The following is a 16,065-nucleotide window of genomic DNA, read 5'->3' as shown; positions in this document are numbered from 1 at the left end:
CTGGGCCACCTTTTTGTTTGGTGTGCATAAGTTCGGGCAGGCGCCGCCTCGGAGCGGACCCGGTCGCATGTTCAACTATTGAACGGTTGGCCGGACGACACGGGCAGACCCCGTACCGCACCACGGCCCGCCGGCGGGGGAGGCGGGCCGTCTTGGTTCGACCCGAGAGGTGTATGTGTCCAGGCTTGAGGCCGAAGACCTGTACAAGGTGTTCGGCAGACGACCCGTTGAGGCGGTGGAGAAACTCCGCCGCGGAGCCGACCGGGAGGAACTGCGCGCCGACGGCACGACGGCAGCCGTGATCGACGCTTCCTTCACCGTCGAGCCCGGCCAGATCTTCGTCGTCATGGGTCTTTCAGGGTCCGGTAAGTCCACTCTTCTGCGGATGCTGAACGGACTCCTTGAGCCGACGGCCGGACACGTTCGCTTCGACGGCGACGACCTCACCGAGCTGTCCCCGCGCGAACTGCGCGAGGTCCGCTCCAAGAAGATCAGCATGGTCTTCCAGCACTTCGCCCTCTTCCCGCACCGCTCCGTCCTGGAGAACGCGGCCTACGGGCTCGAGGTGCAGGGCATCGCGCGCGCCGAGCGGGAGAAGCGGGCCACCGAAGCCCTGCGTCTGGCCGGTCTCGAAGGGTGGGAGAAGTCCTTCCCCGACGAGCTGTCCGGCGGTATGCAGCAGCGTGTCGGTCTCGCACGTGCGCTTGCCACCGATGCCGATCTTCTGCTGATGGACGAGTCCTTCAGCGCGCTCGACCCGCTCATCCGGCGCGACATGCAGGATCAGCTGCTCGATCTGCAGAAGACGCTCAAGAAGACGATCGTTTTTATTACCCATGATCTCAACGAGGCCATGCGGCTCGGTGACCGTATCGCCGTCATGCGCGATGGGCGCATCGTGCAGATCGGCACCGCCGAGGACATCCTCGTCACTCCCGCCGATGACTACGTCGCCTCCTTCACCCAGGACGTCGACCGGTCCCGTGTGCTGACCGCGGGCGCCATCATGGGCACCCCCGCGGAGGGGTACCGGGCCTCCGACGCCCCGGCAAAGGTCTCCGAGGACACTCCGATCATCGAGCTGTTCACGCCCTGCTCCACCAGTGACATACCCGTCGCCGTCACCGGCGAGGACGGGAGTGTCGTGGGCGTCGTGCCCAGGGAGCGGCTGCTCGCCGTGCTCGGTGAGCCCATGAAGTCCGTCGAGAACAGTGACAGCGGTGAGCTGCGAGACACCGTCCCCACCCCGCGCGGTGAAGGGGACGGTCCGGTCGAGAAGGTGAACGCCGGTGCCTAGGATTCCCTTCGGTGACTGGGTCAACGATGTGGTCGAGTGGCTGCTCAACCACATGGCCTGGCTGTTCGATTTCCTGAAGACCTGCTTCGACGGTGTCTACACCGGCATCACCGATGTTCTGCAGGCGCCCGAGCCGCTGCTGCTCGTGGGTATCTTCGCCGTCATCGCCTTCTGGCTGCGCGGCACTCTGGCGGCCGTGCTGACGTTTGTGGGTCTGTGGTTCATCGACAACCTTGAGTTGTGGGACCACGCCATGCAGACCTTGTCGCTGGTGCTCGTCTCGACGCTCATCGCGTTGATCATCGGTGTGCCGCTCGGTATCTGGGCCGCTCGGTCCAATCGCGTGAGCGGGCTGTTCCGGCCCGTTCTCGACCTCATGCAGACGCTGCCGGCCATGGTCTACCTGATCCCGGCCATCCTGTTCTTCGGGTCCGGCGCTCCCGCCGGCATCGTCGCCACCCTGATCTTCGCGGTGCCGCCGGGCGTCCGGATGACCGAGCTGGGCATCCGCCAGGTCGACAAGGAGCTGGTCGAGGCCGCCGAGGCGTTCGGTACGAAGCCGGGCAACACCCTGCTGCGGGTGCAGCTGCCGCTCGCGCTGCCGACGATCATGGCCGGTGTCAACCAGGTCATCATGCTCGGTCTGTCCATGGCCGCCATCGCGGGCATGGTCGGCACCGAGGGTCTCGGTGCCGACGTCAACGAGGCCATCGGCCAGCTCAACGTCGGTCTGGGCGCCGAGTCCGGTATCGCCATCGTCATCCTGGCCATCTACCTCGACCGCATGACCAGCTCGCTCGGTCAGCAGGTCTCCCCGCTCGGCCGCCGCGCGCTCGCCAAGCTGCGTGCCGCGCAGGGCATGCAGATCTGGTCCTACCGGCCGCGTCCCGTCGTCGCCGTCGTGGGTGTCGTGGTTCTCGCGCTCGTCGCCGGGGGCATGGGGATCTTCGGTGGGTCCTCCACCTCTACCGCTTCCGACGACGGGACCAATGTCGGGCAGGGCAAGAAGCTCACCATCGGGTACATCCCCTGGGACGAGGGCGTCGCCTCCACGTACCTGTGGAAGGAGATCCTGGAGCAGCGCGGGTTCGAGGTCCAGGCCAAGCAGTTCGACGCGGGCCCCCTCTACACCTCGCTCGCCCAGGGCAGCGTCGACTTCGAGACCGACTCCTGGCTGCCGACCACGCACGCGCAGTACTGGAAGAAGTACGGCAAGGACCTCGAGGACCTCGGCGCCTGGTACGACGAGACGTCCCTGGAGCTGACGGTGCCCGCCTACATGGACGGCATCGACTCCCTCGCCGACCTCAAGGGCAAGGGCGCCCAGTTCGGTGGCAAGATCACCGGCATCGAGGCCAGCGCCGGTGAGACCGGGCTGCTCAAGAGCAAGGTCCTCAAGGCGTACGGCCTCGACAAGGAGTACAAGGTCGTCGACAGCTCCACCCCGGCGATGCTGGCGGAGCTGAAGCGCGCGTACGCCAAGAAGAAGCCGATCGTCGTGCCGCTCTGGTCGCCGCACTGGGCGTACAACGACTACAAGCTGAAGAAGCTGAAGGACCCGAAGGGTGTCTGGGGCAAGGGCGACGGCGTGCACTCGCTGGCCCGCAAGGGCTTCGGGAACGACAACCCCGAGGTCGCCAAGTGGCTCAAGGACTTCAAGATGAGCGAGAAGCAGCTCACCAGTCTCGAGGCCGAGATCAACAAGGCGGGCAAGGGCAAGCAGCAGGACGCCGTCAAGGCGTGGCTGAAGGCCAACCCGGGCGTCGTCGACACGTTCGCCCCTGTCGAGAAGAAGGACAGCGGCAGCGACTCCAAGGACCCGGTCAATGTAGCCTGGTTCCCCTGGGACGAGGACGTCGCCGTCACGTATCTGTGGAAGAACGTGCTGGAGAAGCGCGGCTACAAGCTCAACCTGAAGCAGATGGACGTCGGCCCGGTCTACACCGGTCTCGCCAGCGGTGACCTCGACGTCAACTTCGACGCCTGGCTGCCGCACGCCCAGAGCAACTACTGGGAGAAGAGCAAGGACAACCTCGTCGACCTGGGCAGCTGGTACAGCCCGACCTCGCTGGAGGTCGCCGTTCCGTCGTACGTGAAGGGCGTCAAGTCCCTCGCGGACCTCAAGGGCAAGGCCGACACCTTCGACGGCCGGATCATCGGCATCGAGCCGGGCACCGGCGAGATGAACCTCCTCAAGAAGGAGGTGCTCCCCGGCTACGGCCTGGACAAGGAGTACAAGGTCGTCGACGGCTCCACCCCGGCGATGCTGGCGGAGCTGAAGCGCGCGTACGCCAAGAAGGAGCCGGTCGCCGTCGTGCTCTGGTCACCGCACTGGGCGTACAGCGAGTACGAGCTGACCAAGCTGGCCGACCCGAAGAAGAAGTTCGGCGAGGGCAACACCATCCGGACCATCGCCCACAAGTCCTTCCCCGGCGACTACCCGCAGCTCACGAAGTGGTTCAAGAACTTCAAGATGAGCGAGGACGAGCTGGGCAGCCTGGAGGCCGAGATCAAGAAGCGCGGTCAGGGCCAGGAGGAGAAGGCCGTCTCCGCGTGGCTCGAGACGCATCAGGACGTCGAGAAGCGGATGACCGCCTCCTGACCGTCCGACGCCTGACGCCCCCTCGCGGGTGAACGAAAGGGTGGGTTCCGCCGTAGCAGAGGTTGCGGGGGGACCCACCTTTCGTGCGTTCCGTGACCCGGGACGCCCCTGATCGTGACCCACCGCTTACCGCGCTCGCATGAAACCGTCGGACGAACATGCGTAGGGTGCATTCAAACGAGCAGAGCAATGCGGTGGGAGGGAGCGGACCCATGGACGAGCACAAGGAGTCGTTGCGCGTGGGCGCGGCTGTCCGGCGCCGGCGCCGGACGCTCGAGCTGACCCTCTCCGCCGTCGCCGAGCGTAGCGGCCTGTCCGTGCCCTTCCTCAGCCAGGTGGAGAACGAGCGGGCCCGGCCCAGCCAGCGCTCCCTGGAGAAGGTCGCCGACGCCCTCGGCACCACCGCCGTCGAGCTCCTCGCCGCCGCCGATCCCGCCCGCACCGTCGACCTCGTACGCGCCGACGACACGAGCGTCGAGGACGGTACGGACCCCGTCGTACGGTCCCTCGTGCGCGGGCACCACCAGATGCACGCCCAGGAGTTCGTGGGGGACCACGATCCGGGGCGCGAGTTCCAGCTCCGCAACGACGTCCTCATGCATGTCACCGGGGGAGCTGTCGAGGTGGAGGCCGAGGGGCGCGCCTATCGGCTCGTGCGCGGCGACACCTTGTACCTGACCGGGGGCGTACGGCATCGGTGGCGGGCGACCGTGGCCGAGGCGCGGGTCCTCGTCGTGGCGGTCGCCGAGCACATCGACGCGGTCGACGAGCCCGGACCGAAGTAGCCGCCCGTCGTGCGTGTGGTGTCCCTGGTCCCGTCGCTGACCGAGGCCGTCGCGGTGACGTCGCCGGATGTCCTGGTGGGGGCCACCGACTGGTGCAGCCATCCCGTGGGGCTCGAGGTGGCTCGCGTGGGTGGGACCAAGAATCCTGATGTGCCGGCCGTCCTCGCCCTCCGTCCCGATCTCGTTCTTGCCAACGAGGAGGAGAACCGGGAGCCCGATCTGGCGGCCTTGCGCGCCGCCGGGGTCGAGGTGCTCGTCACTGTCGTGCGTGAACTGGACGACGCGTGGGGTGAGTTGGAGCGCCTTCTGCTTGCCTGTGGGAGCTCCTCGCGGCCGCGCTGGCTCGATGAGGCCGAGGCCGCCTGGTCGGCCGTCGCTCCTGTCGAGCCGCCCCTGCGGGGTGTCGTGCCCGTCTGGCGGCGGCCCTGGATGGTGCTCGGGCGGGACACCTTCGCCGGTGATCTGCTCCGGCGGCTCGGTGTCGAGAACGTGTACGCCGGTCATGCCGAGCGGTATCCGCGGATTCCGCTCGATGAGCTGCGGGCCGTCGGGGCGGACCTCGTGGTGCTGCCCGACGAGCCGTACCGGTTCACCGCCGACGACGGGCCCGAGGCGTTCGACGTTCCCGCCGCGCTCGTCAGCGGGCGCCATCTCACCTGGTACGGGCCTTCGCTCGGGGAGGCGGCGCGGGTGCTCTCCGACGGCCTGCGGGCCGCGTACGGGCGCTGAGGTCAGGCCCGTACCGGGGCGGGCGGGGCCAGGAGGCGGCCGTTGAGGAGGCCTCGTGTCGTGTGCAGCGCGGCTGTCGCCCAGGCCGTCACCAGGACCGCGTAGAGCGCGACGGCCAGGACGTCGAAGACCGGCAGGCCCGTGCGCGCGGCCAGGCCCTCCGCGCCCGTCACGCAGGTGCCGACCGGGAAGGTGAACGCCCACCACGTCATCGAGAAGCGCAGGCCGCCGCGTCGTGCCCGCGCCACCAGGGCCACGGCCAGCGCCAGCCACAGGAGGGCGAAACCCGTCACGGGGACGCCGTAGAGGATCGCGAACGCCTTGAAGCCGTGGGCGTAGGCGGCGGGGAGGGTGCCGGCCGCCGCGTCCGCGAACTTGTTCACCGCCGTCGTCGACTGGCCCAGCGGGCCCAGGACCAGGAAGAGCGCCGGGGTCAGGGCCAGGGGGAGCGGCCCCGTCGTCACCAGGCGGGCGAAGATCAGGGGCAGCATGACGAGCGTCGCCAGGAGGCTCATGCCGAACATCGCGTAGCAGGCGAGGAGCAGGGTCTGCTGCCAGGCGCCGGGCGGCAGGTGCGCGAGGAGCAGCGGGCCGAGCGCCGCGGAGACCATGGGCGCCACCACCGGCAGGAGCCATACCGGTGAGGCCTGGCCCGGCTCGATGCGGTGCCTCGTCACCATCAGGTACGGGACCGCCACCGCCGCTGCCAGCCCGGTCAGCGTGCCGACGGTGAACAGCACCGTGTCGATCGCCAGCGCCGCCTCTTCGCCGATCCAGTCGCGGCCCACGAGCATCGTGCCGCCGCCCACCGCAAGGAGCGCCATCGACAGGCAGCCGTAGAACGGGGCCGCCGCCGGGTCGAGCAGATGGGCCCGTGCCTGGTCGCGGTGGTGGGTCCAGTGCAGGGCCCTCGCGGTGAGCAGCGCGAGGAGCGCCGCGAAGGACAGCGCCCAGATCGCCGTGCACGCCGGCCGCAGTCCGGTGAAGTCCAGCGGCAGGGTCGCGCCCGCGTTCGCGACGATGGCGGTGCCCATGACGGCGGCGTACCAGTGGGGGCCCAGGTGGCGGACGGCGGCGGCGCGGGGCGCCGGGGCTGCGGTGGGGTGGGCGACGGTGACCATGACTCCACCGTCGCGTGTAGGCTCCGGCCCCACCAGGGACGTTGTCACTATGGGGGCATAAGCTGCCTTTATGAGCAGCAGCAAGGAGCGCGGCGAGTCCCCCGGCCCCCCTGCGCAGCCGCCGCCGGGCATGTTGGCGCATCGCGTGCCCGACCTCGGTGCCCTGGAACTTCTGCTGGCCGTGGCCCGGCTCGGGAGTCTCGGGGGCGCCGCGCGCGAACTCGGCATCACCCAGCCCGCCGCGAGCAGCCGGATCCGGTCGATGGAGCGGCAGCTCGGGCTCGCCCTCGTCGACCGTTCGCCGCGCGGGTCCCGGCTCACCGCGACGGGCGCCCTCGTCACGGACTGGGCGCGGCGCGTCGTCGAGGCGGCCGAGGAGTTCGACGCCGGGGCGCAGGCGCTGCGCGACCGGCGGGACTCGCGGCTGCGGGTCGCCGCCAGCATGACCATCGCCGAGTATCTGCTGCCGCGCTGGCTGATCGCGTTGCGGGCGGCGCGGCCCGACACGGCGGTGTCGTTGCTCGCCGGGAACTCGGCGGCGGTCGCCGAGCGGTTGCTCGCGGGGGAGGCGGATCTGGGGTTCGTGGAGGGGCTGTCGGTTCCGGCGGGGCTCGACGCGACCGTCATCGCCCACGATCACCTGATCGTCGTGGCCGCGCCGAGCCATCCGTGGGTGCGTCGGCGGCGGCCGCTCACGGCGGAGGAGCTTGCCGCCACGCCGCTCATCCTGCGGGAGGAGGGGTCGGGGACTCGGCAGGTGCTCGACGCGGCGCTCGGCGGGCTCGCCCGGCCGCTCATCGAGCTGTCCTCGACCACTGCGGTGAAGGCGGCGGCGGTCAGCGGGGCCGGGCCGTCCGTGCTGAGTGAGCTGGCTGTGGGGGAGGAGCTTTCCGCGCGGCGGCTCGTGCGGGTGCCCATGGAGGGGGCTCGGCTTGCTCGGGATCTTCGGGCGGTCTGGCCTGCGGGGCACCTGCCGGTGGGGCCTGCCAGGGATTTGCTGGGGTTGACCCGGTCGGCCTGAGTTTTTCTACGGGGGTTCCGTGCGGCGGGTTGCGGTTCGGGTCACGGGGCTCCGCCCCGGACCCCGCTCCTCAATCGCCGGAGGGGCTTGATTGGGTGGTCGCCGGAGGACCCCAAGTGGGCTGACCACCGGAGGGGCTGCAGTGGGTCGACCGCCGGAGGCCTGGCTTGAGTGGTCAGAATCCGTGCGGGGCCGATGCCGCTCGTGTCAGGCCCCTCGTCACCCGTGTGTCCTCGCCCATCTCCGGGTGCCACTGGACGCCCATCACCCAGGTCATTCCGGGCAGCTCCACCGCCTCGATCGTGCCGTCCGCCGCGTGGGCCGAGGCGACCAGGCCGCGGCCGAGGCGGTCGACGGCCTGGTGGTGGTAGGTCGGGACGTCCGACGGTTCCGGGACCAGGTCGCCGTAGCGGGTGCCGGGGACCGGGGTCACGGTGTGGCGGCCGAACGTGCCGACCTCCTTCACGTGGCCGTCCAGGTGCTGCGTCAGCGTCCCGCCGAGCGCCACGTTCAGGAGCTGCATGCCGCGGCAGACCCCGAGCAGCGGGGTGCCTGAGGTCATCGCGGCGCGGATCAGGGCGAGCTCCCAGGTGTCCCGCTCCGTCGCGGCCGGGCCCGTACGCGGGTCGCGCTCGGCGCCGTAGCGGCCGGGGTCCACGTCGGGGCCGCCCGCGACGATCACGCCGTCGAGCCGCGCCACCACCGACGGGGCGTTGACCGCGGCGTCGGGCGGCAGCATGACGGCGATGCCGCCCGAACTCTGGACCAGCTCCGGGTAGCCGACCGGGAGCAGCGCGGCGGGCAGCTCCCACACGCCCCAGCGGGTCTGCTTCTCCAGATAGGTGCTGATGCCTATCAGCGGCCTCACCATGGTGCCGTGCTCCCCAACCTCGGCCGTGCTGTGTGCGGTGCGGTCTTCTCCGGTCCGGCCGGCCTCAGAGCGTAGGTGATCGTCGCGCGGGCCACCGGGGCGTTCAGCATGCGGGCACCTCATTGGCATGGCTCCGCACCATTGCGGAACCGTCGTCAGGTCAAGAAGCCGCGCAGCAGCGCCGCCGTGCCGCCGCAGTGCTCGCGCGTCATCTCCCGCGCGCCGTCCGCGTCGCCGTCGAGCACCGCCTCCACCAGCGCGGTGTGCTGGCGCTGGGAGTGCTCCAGGTTCCGTACGAGCAGGGGGATGCAGTCCAGGAGGTCGTTCAGTGCGGCGCGGACCGCCGCGTACTGGGCGGCCAGCGACGGGGAGCCGCACAGGTCGGCGAGGGTGAGGTGGAGGAGGGTGTCCTGGCGGCGGTAGTCGGCGAGCGGCGCGTCGTGGGTGGCGGCGAGGGCTGTGCGCAGTCGCGCGGCCCCGTTCTCGTCGAGGGGGTGCGCCGCGCACAGGCCCGCCGCGCCCACCTCCAGGACCTCCCTGAAGCGCAGGACGTCCTCGATGTCGACGCCCTCCACGCGGCGCCGCAGCTCGTCCTCGCCCGCCGCGCCCGAGCGCGGCAGCACGAACGTGCCGCCGTAGCGGCCGCGCCGCGACTCCACCAGGCCCTGGTCCTGCAACACCTTCAGGACTTCCCGGAGCGTGACGCGGCTGATGCCGAGCCGGTCCGCCAACTCCCGCTCCGACGGCAGCCGTTCGCCGCCCGGGACCAGCCCGAGGCGGACGACCTGGAGTATCTGTTCGAGGGCCTCCTCGAACCCGTTGCCCGCCCGCACCGGGCGCAGCACCGTGCCGAGGCCGCCCGCGCCGTCCGTGTGCGCCATACGGACCGGTCCCCTTCCCAAGCAATGGTCTGCGGCAATACCTTATGGCTCCCGGCCGACCCGGGGGACCCCCGGGACCCCCGGGATCCAAGGAGGTTTCTTCCGTGGCAGACCGCACACCCCCGCTCGGCGTGGAGGAGCTGCACGCCCTGGTCGCGGGCGGCGAGATCGACACCGTGGTCCTCGCCTTCCCCGACATGCAGGGGCGGCTCCAGGGCAAGCGGTTCGCCGCCCGCTTCTTCCTCGACGAGGTCCTGCACCACGGCACCGAGGGCTGCAACTACCTGCTCGCCGTCGACGCCGAGATGAACACCGTCGAGGGCTACGCCATGTCGTCCTGGGACCGCGGCTACGGCGACTTCGCCATGCGCCCCGACCCGGCCACCCTGCGCCGCGTCCCCTGGCACCCGGGCACCGCGATGCTTATCGCCGACCTCGCCTGGGAGGACGGCTCGCCCGTCGTCGCCGCGCCCCGGCAGATCCTGCGCCGCCAGCTCGACCGTCTCGCCGAGCACGGCCTGCGCGCCCAGGCCGGCACCGAGCTGGAGTTCATCGTCTTCAAGGACAGCTACGAGCGGGCCTGGGACGCCAACTACCGCGGTCTCACCCCGGCCAACCAGTACAACATCGACTACTCGATCCTCGGCACCGGCCGCATCGAGCCCCTCCTGCGCCGCATCCGCAACGAGATGGCGGGCGCGGGCCTCACCGTCGAGTCCGCCAAGGGCGAGTGCAACCCGGGACAGCACGAGATCGTTTTCCGCTACGACGAGGCCCTCACCACCTGCGACCAGCACGCGATCTACAAGACGGGCGCCAAGGAGATCGCCGCGCAGGAAGGCGTCTCGCTCACCTTCATGGCCAAGTACGACGAGCGCGAGGGCAACTCCTGCCACATCCATCTCTCCCTCACCGACGAGGCGGGTACGAGCGTGATGGCGGGCCCGGACGGGATGTCCCAGGTCATGCGCCACTTCCTCGCCGGGCAGCTCGCCGCCCTGCGGGACTTCTCCCTGCTCTACGCCCCGCACATCAACTCCTACAAGCGGTTCAAGGCGGGGTCGTTCGCCCCGACCGCCGTCGCCTGGGGGCACGACAACCGCACCTGCGCCCTGCGCGTCGTCGGCCACGGCCCCTCGCTCCGCTTCGAGAACCGGCTCCCCGGCGGCGACGTCAATCCGCACCTCGCCGTCGCGGGCCTGGTCGCTGCCGGTCTGCACGGCATCGAGCACAAACTCGACCTCCCCGACGCTTGCGCGGGCAACGCCTACGACGCCGGGTACGAGCACGTCCCCACCACCCTGCGCGAAGCCGCCGAGCTCTGGGAGAACAGCCCCATCGCCGCGGCGGCCTTCGGCGAGGAGGTCGTCGCCCACTACCGCAACATGGCCCGGGTCGAGACCGACGCCTTCGACGCCGCGGTGACCGACTGGGAGCTGCGCCGCTCCTTCGAACGCATGTGAGGACCCTCTGTTGTCCCAGCTGTTGTCCCAGCCGCCTCTCGAGGTGCTGAACCCCGCGACCGAAGAGGTCGTCGCCACCGTCCCCGCCGCCACCCCCGAGGACATCGACACCGCCGTCGTACGCGCCGTCCGCGCCCAGCGCTCCTGGGCGGCCGTCGCCCCCGCCGACCGGGCCCGGCTCCTGCGCCGCTTCGCCGACACCGTCGACCAACACGTCGAAGAACTGGCCCGGTTGGAGGTCCGCGAAGCCGGACACCTCCTCGGCAACGCCCGCTGGGAAGCCGGGAACGTACGCGATCTGCTCCTCTACGCGGCCGGTGGCGCCGAACGGTTGAACGGGGCGCAGATTCCCGTACCCGGCGGCTGGAACGTCACCTTCCACGAACCCCTCGGCGTCGTCGGCGTCATCGCCCCCTGGAACTTCCCCCTGCCGATCGCCGCATGGGGCACCGCCCCCGCGCTCGCGGCAGGCAACGCCGTCGTCCTCAAACCCGCCGAGACGACCCCGCTGACCGCACTCCGCCTCGCCGAACTCGCCCTGGAGGCCGGTCTGCCCGAGGGCCTCTTCCAGGTCGTTCCGGGGCACGGGCACGTCGCGGGCCGCGCCCTTGTCGACCACCCGGGCGTCGCCAAGATCGTCTTCACCGGGTCCACCCGCACCGGCCGCGAGGTCATGGAGCGCTGCGCCGCGCAGGTCAAACCCGTCACCCTCGAACTCGGCGGCAAGAGCCCCAACATCGTCTTCGCCGACGCGGACCTGCCCCGCGCCCTCGATCCCTTCTCCTTCCTCGACAACTCGGGGCAGGACTGCTGCGCCCGCACCCGCGTCCTCGTCCAGGAGTCGGTGTACGAGGAGTGCGCGGCGCTCCTCGGGGACGCGATCGGCGCCGTCGTCGTCGGCGATCCGCTCGACGACAAGACGCAGATGGGGCCGCTCATCTCGCGCCGGCAGCTCGACCGCGTACGGGGAATGGTGCCCGACGCCGCCGACGGCATCCGGGGCAGCGCGCCCACCGGGCCCGGGTTCTGGTTCCCGCCGACCGTGCTCACGGGGGAGGCGGCCGACTCCCCGGCGGCCACCGAGGAGATCTTCGGGCCCGTCGCGGTGCTGCTCCCGTTCACCGACGAGCAGGACGCGATCCGCCTGGCCGACGCGACCCCGTACGGGCTCGCCGGTTCGCTCTGGACCCGCGACCTGGGCCGCGCCCTGCGCGTGTCCGGCGCCGTCCGCGCCGGGAACCTGTCCGTGAACTCGCACTCGGCCGTCCGCTACTCCACCCCGTTCGGCGGCTTCAAGCAATCCGGGCTCGGGCGCGAGCTGGGGCCCGACGCGCTGACCGCCTTCACCGAGACCAAGAACGTCTTCATCAGCACGGAGGGCCCTTCCCAGTGACCGATTCGCAGGACACCATCTGCCGCCGTCTCGTCGGCCGCACCGCCGTCGTCACCGGCGCCGGGAGCGGCATCGGCCTCGCCACCGTCCGCCGCCTCGCCTCCGAGGGCGCCCACGTCGTCTGCGGCGACATCGACGAGGTGACGGGGAAGAAGGCCGCCGAGGAGGTGGGCGGGGTCTTCGTGCGGGTCGACGTCACCGACGCCGAGCAGGTCGAGGCGCTGTTCCGTACCGCCTACGACACCTACGGTTCCGTCGACGTCGCCTTCAACAACGCGGGGATCTCGCCGCCCGACGACGACTCCATCCTCGACACGGGCCTGGAGGCGTGGAAGCGCGTCCAGGACGTCAATCTCACCTCCGTGTACCTGTGCTGCAAGGCGGCGATCCCGTACATGCGGCGCCAGGGCAAGGGGTCGATCATCAACACGGCGTCGTTCGTCGCGCGGATGGGCGCCGCCACCTCCCAGATCTCGTACACCGCCTCCAAGGGCGGCGTCCTCGCCATGTCGCGCGAGCTGGGCGTGCAGTTCGCGCGGGAGGGCATCCGGGTGAACGCCCTGTGCCCGGGTCCGGTGAACACGCCGCTCCTCCAGGAACTGTTCGCCAAGGACCCGGAGCGGGCCGCGCGGCGCCTCGTGCACATTCCGGTCGGGCGGTTCGCCGAGGCCGACGAGATCGCCGCCGCCGTCGCCTTCCTCGCCAGCGACGACGCCGCCTTCGTCAACGCCACCGACTTCCTTGTTGACGGCGGCATTTCGGGCGCGTACGTCACGCCTCTGTAGGGGACACGCCACATCGGTGTACGGTCCCCGAATGCGTAACAGAGATGTTGCCGCGTGGACCTCGGCCGTGGTCACCTCCCTGGTGGCCGCGGCTCTCGTCTCTCCTGCGGCCGCCGCCACGTCCGCGTCCCCCACCACGTCCCGGGCCTGCCCGCAGCTGTCGGAGAAGCTGCCCTGGTACGGGCACAACCGCGCCAAGCTCCAGCGCACGATCGACGAACGGGGCAGCTGCAACGGCCACCGGGGCCCGCGCCCCGTCGCCGCGTTCGACTGGGACAACACCGTCTCCAAGAACGACGTCACCGACGCGACCATCGCCTGGTCCCTCAAGCACGACAAGATCCTGCGCCCCGCGAGCTGGAAGAAGACCAGCAAGTGGCTGACGGACGACGCCGACAAGGCGCTCACCGCCGCCTGCGGCACCCGCGTCCCCGTCGGCTCCCCGCTGCCCACCTCCACCGACACCGACTGCACGGACGAGATCTTCAACATCCGCGAGTCCGGCAAGACGATGAGCGGCGCCGCCGCCTTCGCGGGCGACTGGAACCACCGCCGCACCGTCCCCCAGTACGCCTGGGTGCCGCAGCTCTTCGCCGGGCACACCGTCCCCGAACTGGAGTCGTACGCGGCCGCCGCCCGCAAGGAGGCGCTCGCCGCTCCGGTCGGCGCCACCCAGAAGCTCGGCACGCACACCATCCCCGGCTACGTCCGCTACTACGCGCAGCAGCGCGACCTGATCCGTACGCTGCAGAAGGCCGGCTTCGACGTGTGGATCGTGTCCGCCGGGTCCGAGCCGGTGACGGAGGTCTGGTCGCGCGGCGTCGGCATCGACCGCGCGCACACCGTCGCGATCCGCTCCGTACTGGACCGCAAGGGCCGCATCACCCCGTACAACGAGGGCTGCGGCGGCGTCGGGCGGACCCAGGGCGAGGCCATCCCGTACATCGACGGCAAGCGCTGCTGGATCAACCAGGAGATCTACGGTGTGCAGGGCAAGGCCGCCTGGAAGAAGCAGAGCTTCGGCAAGCGCATCGCGCTCGGCGGCGGCGACGCCGACACCGACGTGACCTTCGTCGGCGACGCGACCGGCGCCCACCTCGTCCTCAACCGGAACAAGAACGAGATCATGTGCCGCGCCTACGACAACGCCGACGGACGCTGGGTCGCCAACCCCATGTTCATCGAGCCGCTGCCGCGGAAGCCCGGCACGTACCCCTGCTCGACCGCGGCCTACAACCTTCCCGAGGGCGGGTTCGGGCCGCTGCACCGGGCGGACGGCTCGGTCGTACCCGATCAGGTCGACTCCGTGCACTGAACCACGGGCCGGGGCCGCGCGCCCCACAGTGCCGGGACGAGCGTGACACCGCCGCCCGGCAGGTACCCGGACCCGCACGCCCCGGCCACCGAACGCTGGTGGCACGGGGCGGCGTGGACCAAGGCCCCCGGTCAGAGGAAGGTGTAGCCCTCACCGCGATACGTGGGCACGGTCTCGGTGATCGCGTCCCCCGCCACGAGGTGCAACGCCTCGAACCGCTCGCACAGTTCACCGGCCTTCGCGTGCCGGAACCACACCTTGTCGCCGATGAGCAGATCGTCGGCGGCCGAGCCGAGCAGCGGCGTCTGCACCTCGCCGGGCCCCTCCTGGGCGTCGTAGCGCAGCCCCTCCGGCAGATACGGCACCGGGAGCCGGTCCGGGCCCGCCGCACCCGACGCCGGGTAGCCGCCGCCGAGCACGGTGACGACGCCGACACCGGGCCTGCGCACGACCGGCTGGGCGAACAGCGCGGCCGGACGCCCGCTGAAGGAGGTGTAGTTGTCGAAGAGGCGCGGCACGTAGAGCCCCGAGCCCGCGGCGATCTCGGTGACCGAGTCCTCGGCGGCGGTGTGCTGGACGCTCCCGGTCCCGCCGCCGTTGACGAACTCCAGGTCCGGCGCGACCGCGCGCACGGCCCGCACCACCTCCGCGCGGCGCACGGCCAGCTCCTTGCGCGCCGCCGCCTGCATCAGCCGGATCGCCCGGGACCGCACGGGACGCCCCGCCAGCGCGTCGCCGACCCCGGCCACATGCCCCTCGTACGCCATGATCCCGACGAGCCGGAACCCGGGCCTGCGCCCCACCGACCTTGCCAGTTCGGCGAGTTGGGCCGGGGTGCGCAGAGGCGAACGCAGGGCGCCGATCCGCACGCGCCCGCCGAGCACCTGCCACGAGGTGTCGAGCTCCAGGCAGACCCGGATCTCCTCACGGCCCCCGTCCCGGGCACTGTCGATCAGCTGCAACTGCGCCGGGTCGTCGACCATCACGGTCACGGCGGCGGCCAGCTTCGGATCGTGCGCCAGCTCGGCGTAGGCGGCCCGGTCGGCCGACGGATAGGCGAGCAGGACGTCCTCGAACCCGGACCGCGCCAGCCAGATCGACTCCGCCAGCGTGAACGACATGATCCCGGCGAACCCGTCCCTGGCGAGGACCCGCTCCAGCAGGGCCCGGCACCGTACGGACTTGCTGGCCACCCGGATCGGCTTCCCGGCGGCACGGCGCAGAAGGTCGTCGGCGTTGGCGTCGAAGGCGTCCAGATCCACGAGCGCCAGCGGGGCGTCGAGGTGTGCGGTGGCCCGGTCGAAGCGGGCCCGGTCGGCGGCGCGCGGTGTCATGGACGCAGCCTGCCAGACCCGATTACCGCAGGGTAGAGGGACGTTCCGGGCAGATCGGCCGCGGGCGTGGACTGTGTGGCCCGGTCCATGGGCGGGCCCGTTAGAGTGACGCGCACGCAGGCTGAGGAAACGGGGAGGCATGAGCACGGAAGCCCGCAGCGTCCCGCCGCGCCCCTCGACCCCACCACGCCCGGCCCAGCCCCCCGCGACGCCCCCCATGCCGACGACCCCACCCCCACCGACCCCGTCCTCCCGCCTCCCGGACACCCCACCACAGCCCTCGGCCACCCGAGCGACACATCTCCCGCCCCAGGCAAACCCCGCCAGGGGCGCGGGGAACGGCGCGAGCAACCACGACGGCGCCGCACAAGCGAACACCCCGACGGCCCCCCGAGCCACGCCGATCCCGCCGCAGGCACACCCCGCCAGGGGCGCGGGGAACGGCGCGCCCAGCCACGACGGCGCCGC

The 16,065-nt window shown here is 71.1% G+C and carries 14 protein-coding genes; 10 read left to right on the top strand and 4 right to left on the bottom strand.

The genetic code is table 11. The features are described 5' to 3' along the window. Positions 1 to 175: 175 nt before the first annotated feature. From N5I75_RS06250 to N5I75_RS06235, 4 genes are all read left to right on the top strand, one after another. Positions 176 to 1,297: a quaternary amine ABC transporter ATP-binding protein gene (locus N5I75_RS06250; RefSeq protein ID WP_476675146.1), complete on the top strand. Its 1,122-nt coding sequence runs from the start codon at positions 176 to 178 to the stop codon at positions 1,295 to 1,297. Further along, positions 1,290 to 3,899 (top strand): ABC transporter permease/substrate binding protein, encoded by a 2,610-nt coding sequence (locus N5I75_RS06245; protein WP_476675144.1) that lies wholly within the window; start codon positions 1,290 to 1,292, stop codon positions 3,897 to 3,899. The genes N5I75_RS06250 and N5I75_RS06245 overlap by 8 nt, the downstream gene beginning before the upstream one ends. Before the next feature lie 212 nt (positions 3,900 to 4,111). Next, complete coding sequence (locus N5I75_RS06240; RefSeq protein WP_476675142.1) at positions 4,112 to 4,684, top strand: helix-turn-helix domain-containing protein; 573 nt, start codon at positions 4,112 to 4,114, stop codon at positions 4,682 to 4,684. Positions 4,685 to 4,693: 9 nt separating this feature from the next. After that, positions 4,694 to 5,413: a helical backbone metal receptor gene (locus tag N5I75_RS06235; RefSeq protein WP_476675140.1), complete on the top strand. Its 720-nt coding sequence runs from the start codon at positions 4,694 to 4,696 to the stop codon at positions 5,411 to 5,413. 2 nt (positions 5,414 to 5,415) lie between these two features. On the opposite strand, the gene N5I75_RS06230 is transcribed toward N5I75_RS06235, so the two are convergent. Continuing rightward, the gene (locus N5I75_RS06230; RefSeq protein WP_476675138.1) at positions 5,416 to 6,534 is read right to left on the bottom strand and encodes a TDT family transporter; all 1,119 of its coding nucleotides are present in this window, start codon (positions 6,532 to 6,534) and stop codon (positions 5,416 to 5,418) included. A 70-nt stretch (positions 6,535 to 6,604) separates the two neighbouring features. Here N5I75_RS06230 and N5I75_RS06225 point away from each other — a divergent pair, with 70 nt between their 5' ends. Beyond that, positions 6,605 to 7,555, top strand: coding sequence for a LysR family transcriptional regulator (locus N5I75_RS06225; protein ID WP_476675136.1), 951 nt, complete (start codon positions 6,605 to 6,607; stop codon positions 7,553 to 7,555). Between the two features lie 175 nt (positions 7,556 to 7,730). Here the strand turns inward: N5I75_RS06225 and N5I75_RS06220 are convergent, their stop codons facing one another. Both N5I75_RS06220 and N5I75_RS06215 read right to left on the bottom strand, forming a co-directional pair. Then, entirely contained in the window at positions 7,731 to 8,426 is a 696-nt protein-coding gene (locus N5I75_RS06220) for a gamma-glutamyl-gamma-aminobutyrate hydrolase family protein (RefSeq protein ID WP_476675134.1), read from the bottom strand. 155 nt (positions 8,427 to 8,581) lie between these two features. After that, a complete protein-coding gene (locus tag N5I75_RS06215; RefSeq protein ID WP_476675132.1) occupies positions 8,582 to 9,307 on the bottom strand; it encodes a FadR/GntR family transcriptional regulator in 726 nt (241 codons plus the stop codon). Between the two features lie 104 nt (positions 9,308 to 9,411). Between N5I75_RS06215 and N5I75_RS06210 the strand changes: the two genes are divergently transcribed. The 5 genes from N5I75_RS06210 to N5I75_RS06190 are packed head-to-tail and all read left to right on the top strand — an operon-like array spanning position 9,412 to position 14,410. Further along, the gene (locus N5I75_RS06210; protein WP_476675130.1) at positions 9,412 to 10,770 is read left to right on the top strand and encodes a glutamine synthetase family protein; all 1,359 of its coding nucleotides are present in this window, start codon (positions 9,412 to 9,414) and stop codon (positions 10,768 to 10,770) included. Between the two features lie 22 nt (positions 10,771 to 10,792). Next, positions 10,793 to 12,163 carry an aldehyde dehydrogenase family protein gene (locus tag N5I75_RS06205; RefSeq protein ID WP_476676935.1) on the top strand — a complete coding sequence of 457 codons (1,371 nt, stop codon included), beginning with the start codon at positions 10,793 to 10,795 and terminating at the stop codon, positions 12,161 to 12,163. Beyond that, the gene (locus N5I75_RS06200; RefSeq protein ID WP_476675128.1) at positions 12,160 to 12,948 is read left to right on the top strand and encodes a 3-oxoacyl-ACP reductase; all 789 of its coding nucleotides are present in this window, start codon (positions 12,160 to 12,162) and stop codon (positions 12,946 to 12,948) included. The genes N5I75_RS06205 and N5I75_RS06200 overlap by 4 nt, the downstream gene beginning before the upstream one ends. Positions 12,949 to 12,979: 31 nt before the next feature. Then, entirely contained in the window at positions 12,980 to 14,263 is a 1,284-nt protein-coding gene (locus tag N5I75_RS06195) for an HAD family hydrolase (protein WP_476675126.1), read from the top strand. 42 nt (positions 14,264 to 14,305) lie between these two features. Then, on the top strand, positions 14,306 to 14,410 hold the full coding sequence (locus tag N5I75_RS06190) for a DUF2510 domain-containing protein (RefSeq protein ID WP_476675124.1): 105 nt from the start codon (positions 14,306 to 14,308) through the stop codon (positions 14,408 to 14,410). On the opposite strand, the gene N5I75_RS06185 is transcribed toward N5I75_RS06190, so the two are convergent. Further along, a complete protein-coding gene (locus N5I75_RS06185; RefSeq protein ID WP_476675122.1) occupies positions 14,395 to 15,597 on the bottom strand; it encodes an amino acid deaminase/aldolase in 1,203 nt (400 codons plus the stop codon). The two genes, N5I75_RS06190 and N5I75_RS06185, sit on opposite strands and share 16 nt — an antisense overlap. Positions 15,598 to 16,065 lie beyond the last annotated feature (468 nt).

Source organism: Streptomyces sp. R818, assembly GCF_056172735.1.
The sequence above is the reverse complement of the archived record's forward strand: the minus strand, read 5'-3'. Positions and strand labels throughout refer to the sequence as shown.

Bases quoted from the DNA above. Each gene is read 5' to 3' on its own strand.
- N5I75_RS06230 (WP_476675138.1), bottom strand. From the start codon at position 6,534: ATGGTCACCGTCGCCCACCCCACCGCAGCCCCGGCGCCCCGCGCCGCC.
- N5I75_RS06185 (WP_476675122.1), bottom strand. From the start codon at position 15,597: ATGACACCGCGCGCCGCCGACCGGGCCCGCTTCGACCGGGCCACCGCA.
- N5I75_RS06240 (WP_476675142.1), top strand. From the start codon at position 4,112: ATGGACGAGCACAAGGAGTCGTTGCGCGTGGGCGCGGCTGTCCGGCGC.
- N5I75_RS06215 (WP_476675132.1), bottom strand. From the start codon at position 9,307: ATGGCGCACACGGACGGCGCGGGCGGCCTCGGCACGGTGCTGCGCCCG.
- N5I75_RS06220 (WP_476675134.1), bottom strand. From the start codon at position 8,426: ATGGTGAGGCCGCTGATAGGCATCAGCACCTATCTGGAGAAGCAGACC.
- N5I75_RS06195 (WP_476675126.1), top strand. From the start codon at position 12,980: ATGCGTAACAGAGATGTTGCCGCGTGGACCTCGGCCGTGGTCACCTCC.
- N5I75_RS06225 (WP_476675136.1), top strand. From the start codon at position 6,605: ATGAGCAGCAGCAAGGAGCGCGGCGAGTCCCCCGGCCCCCCTGCGCAG.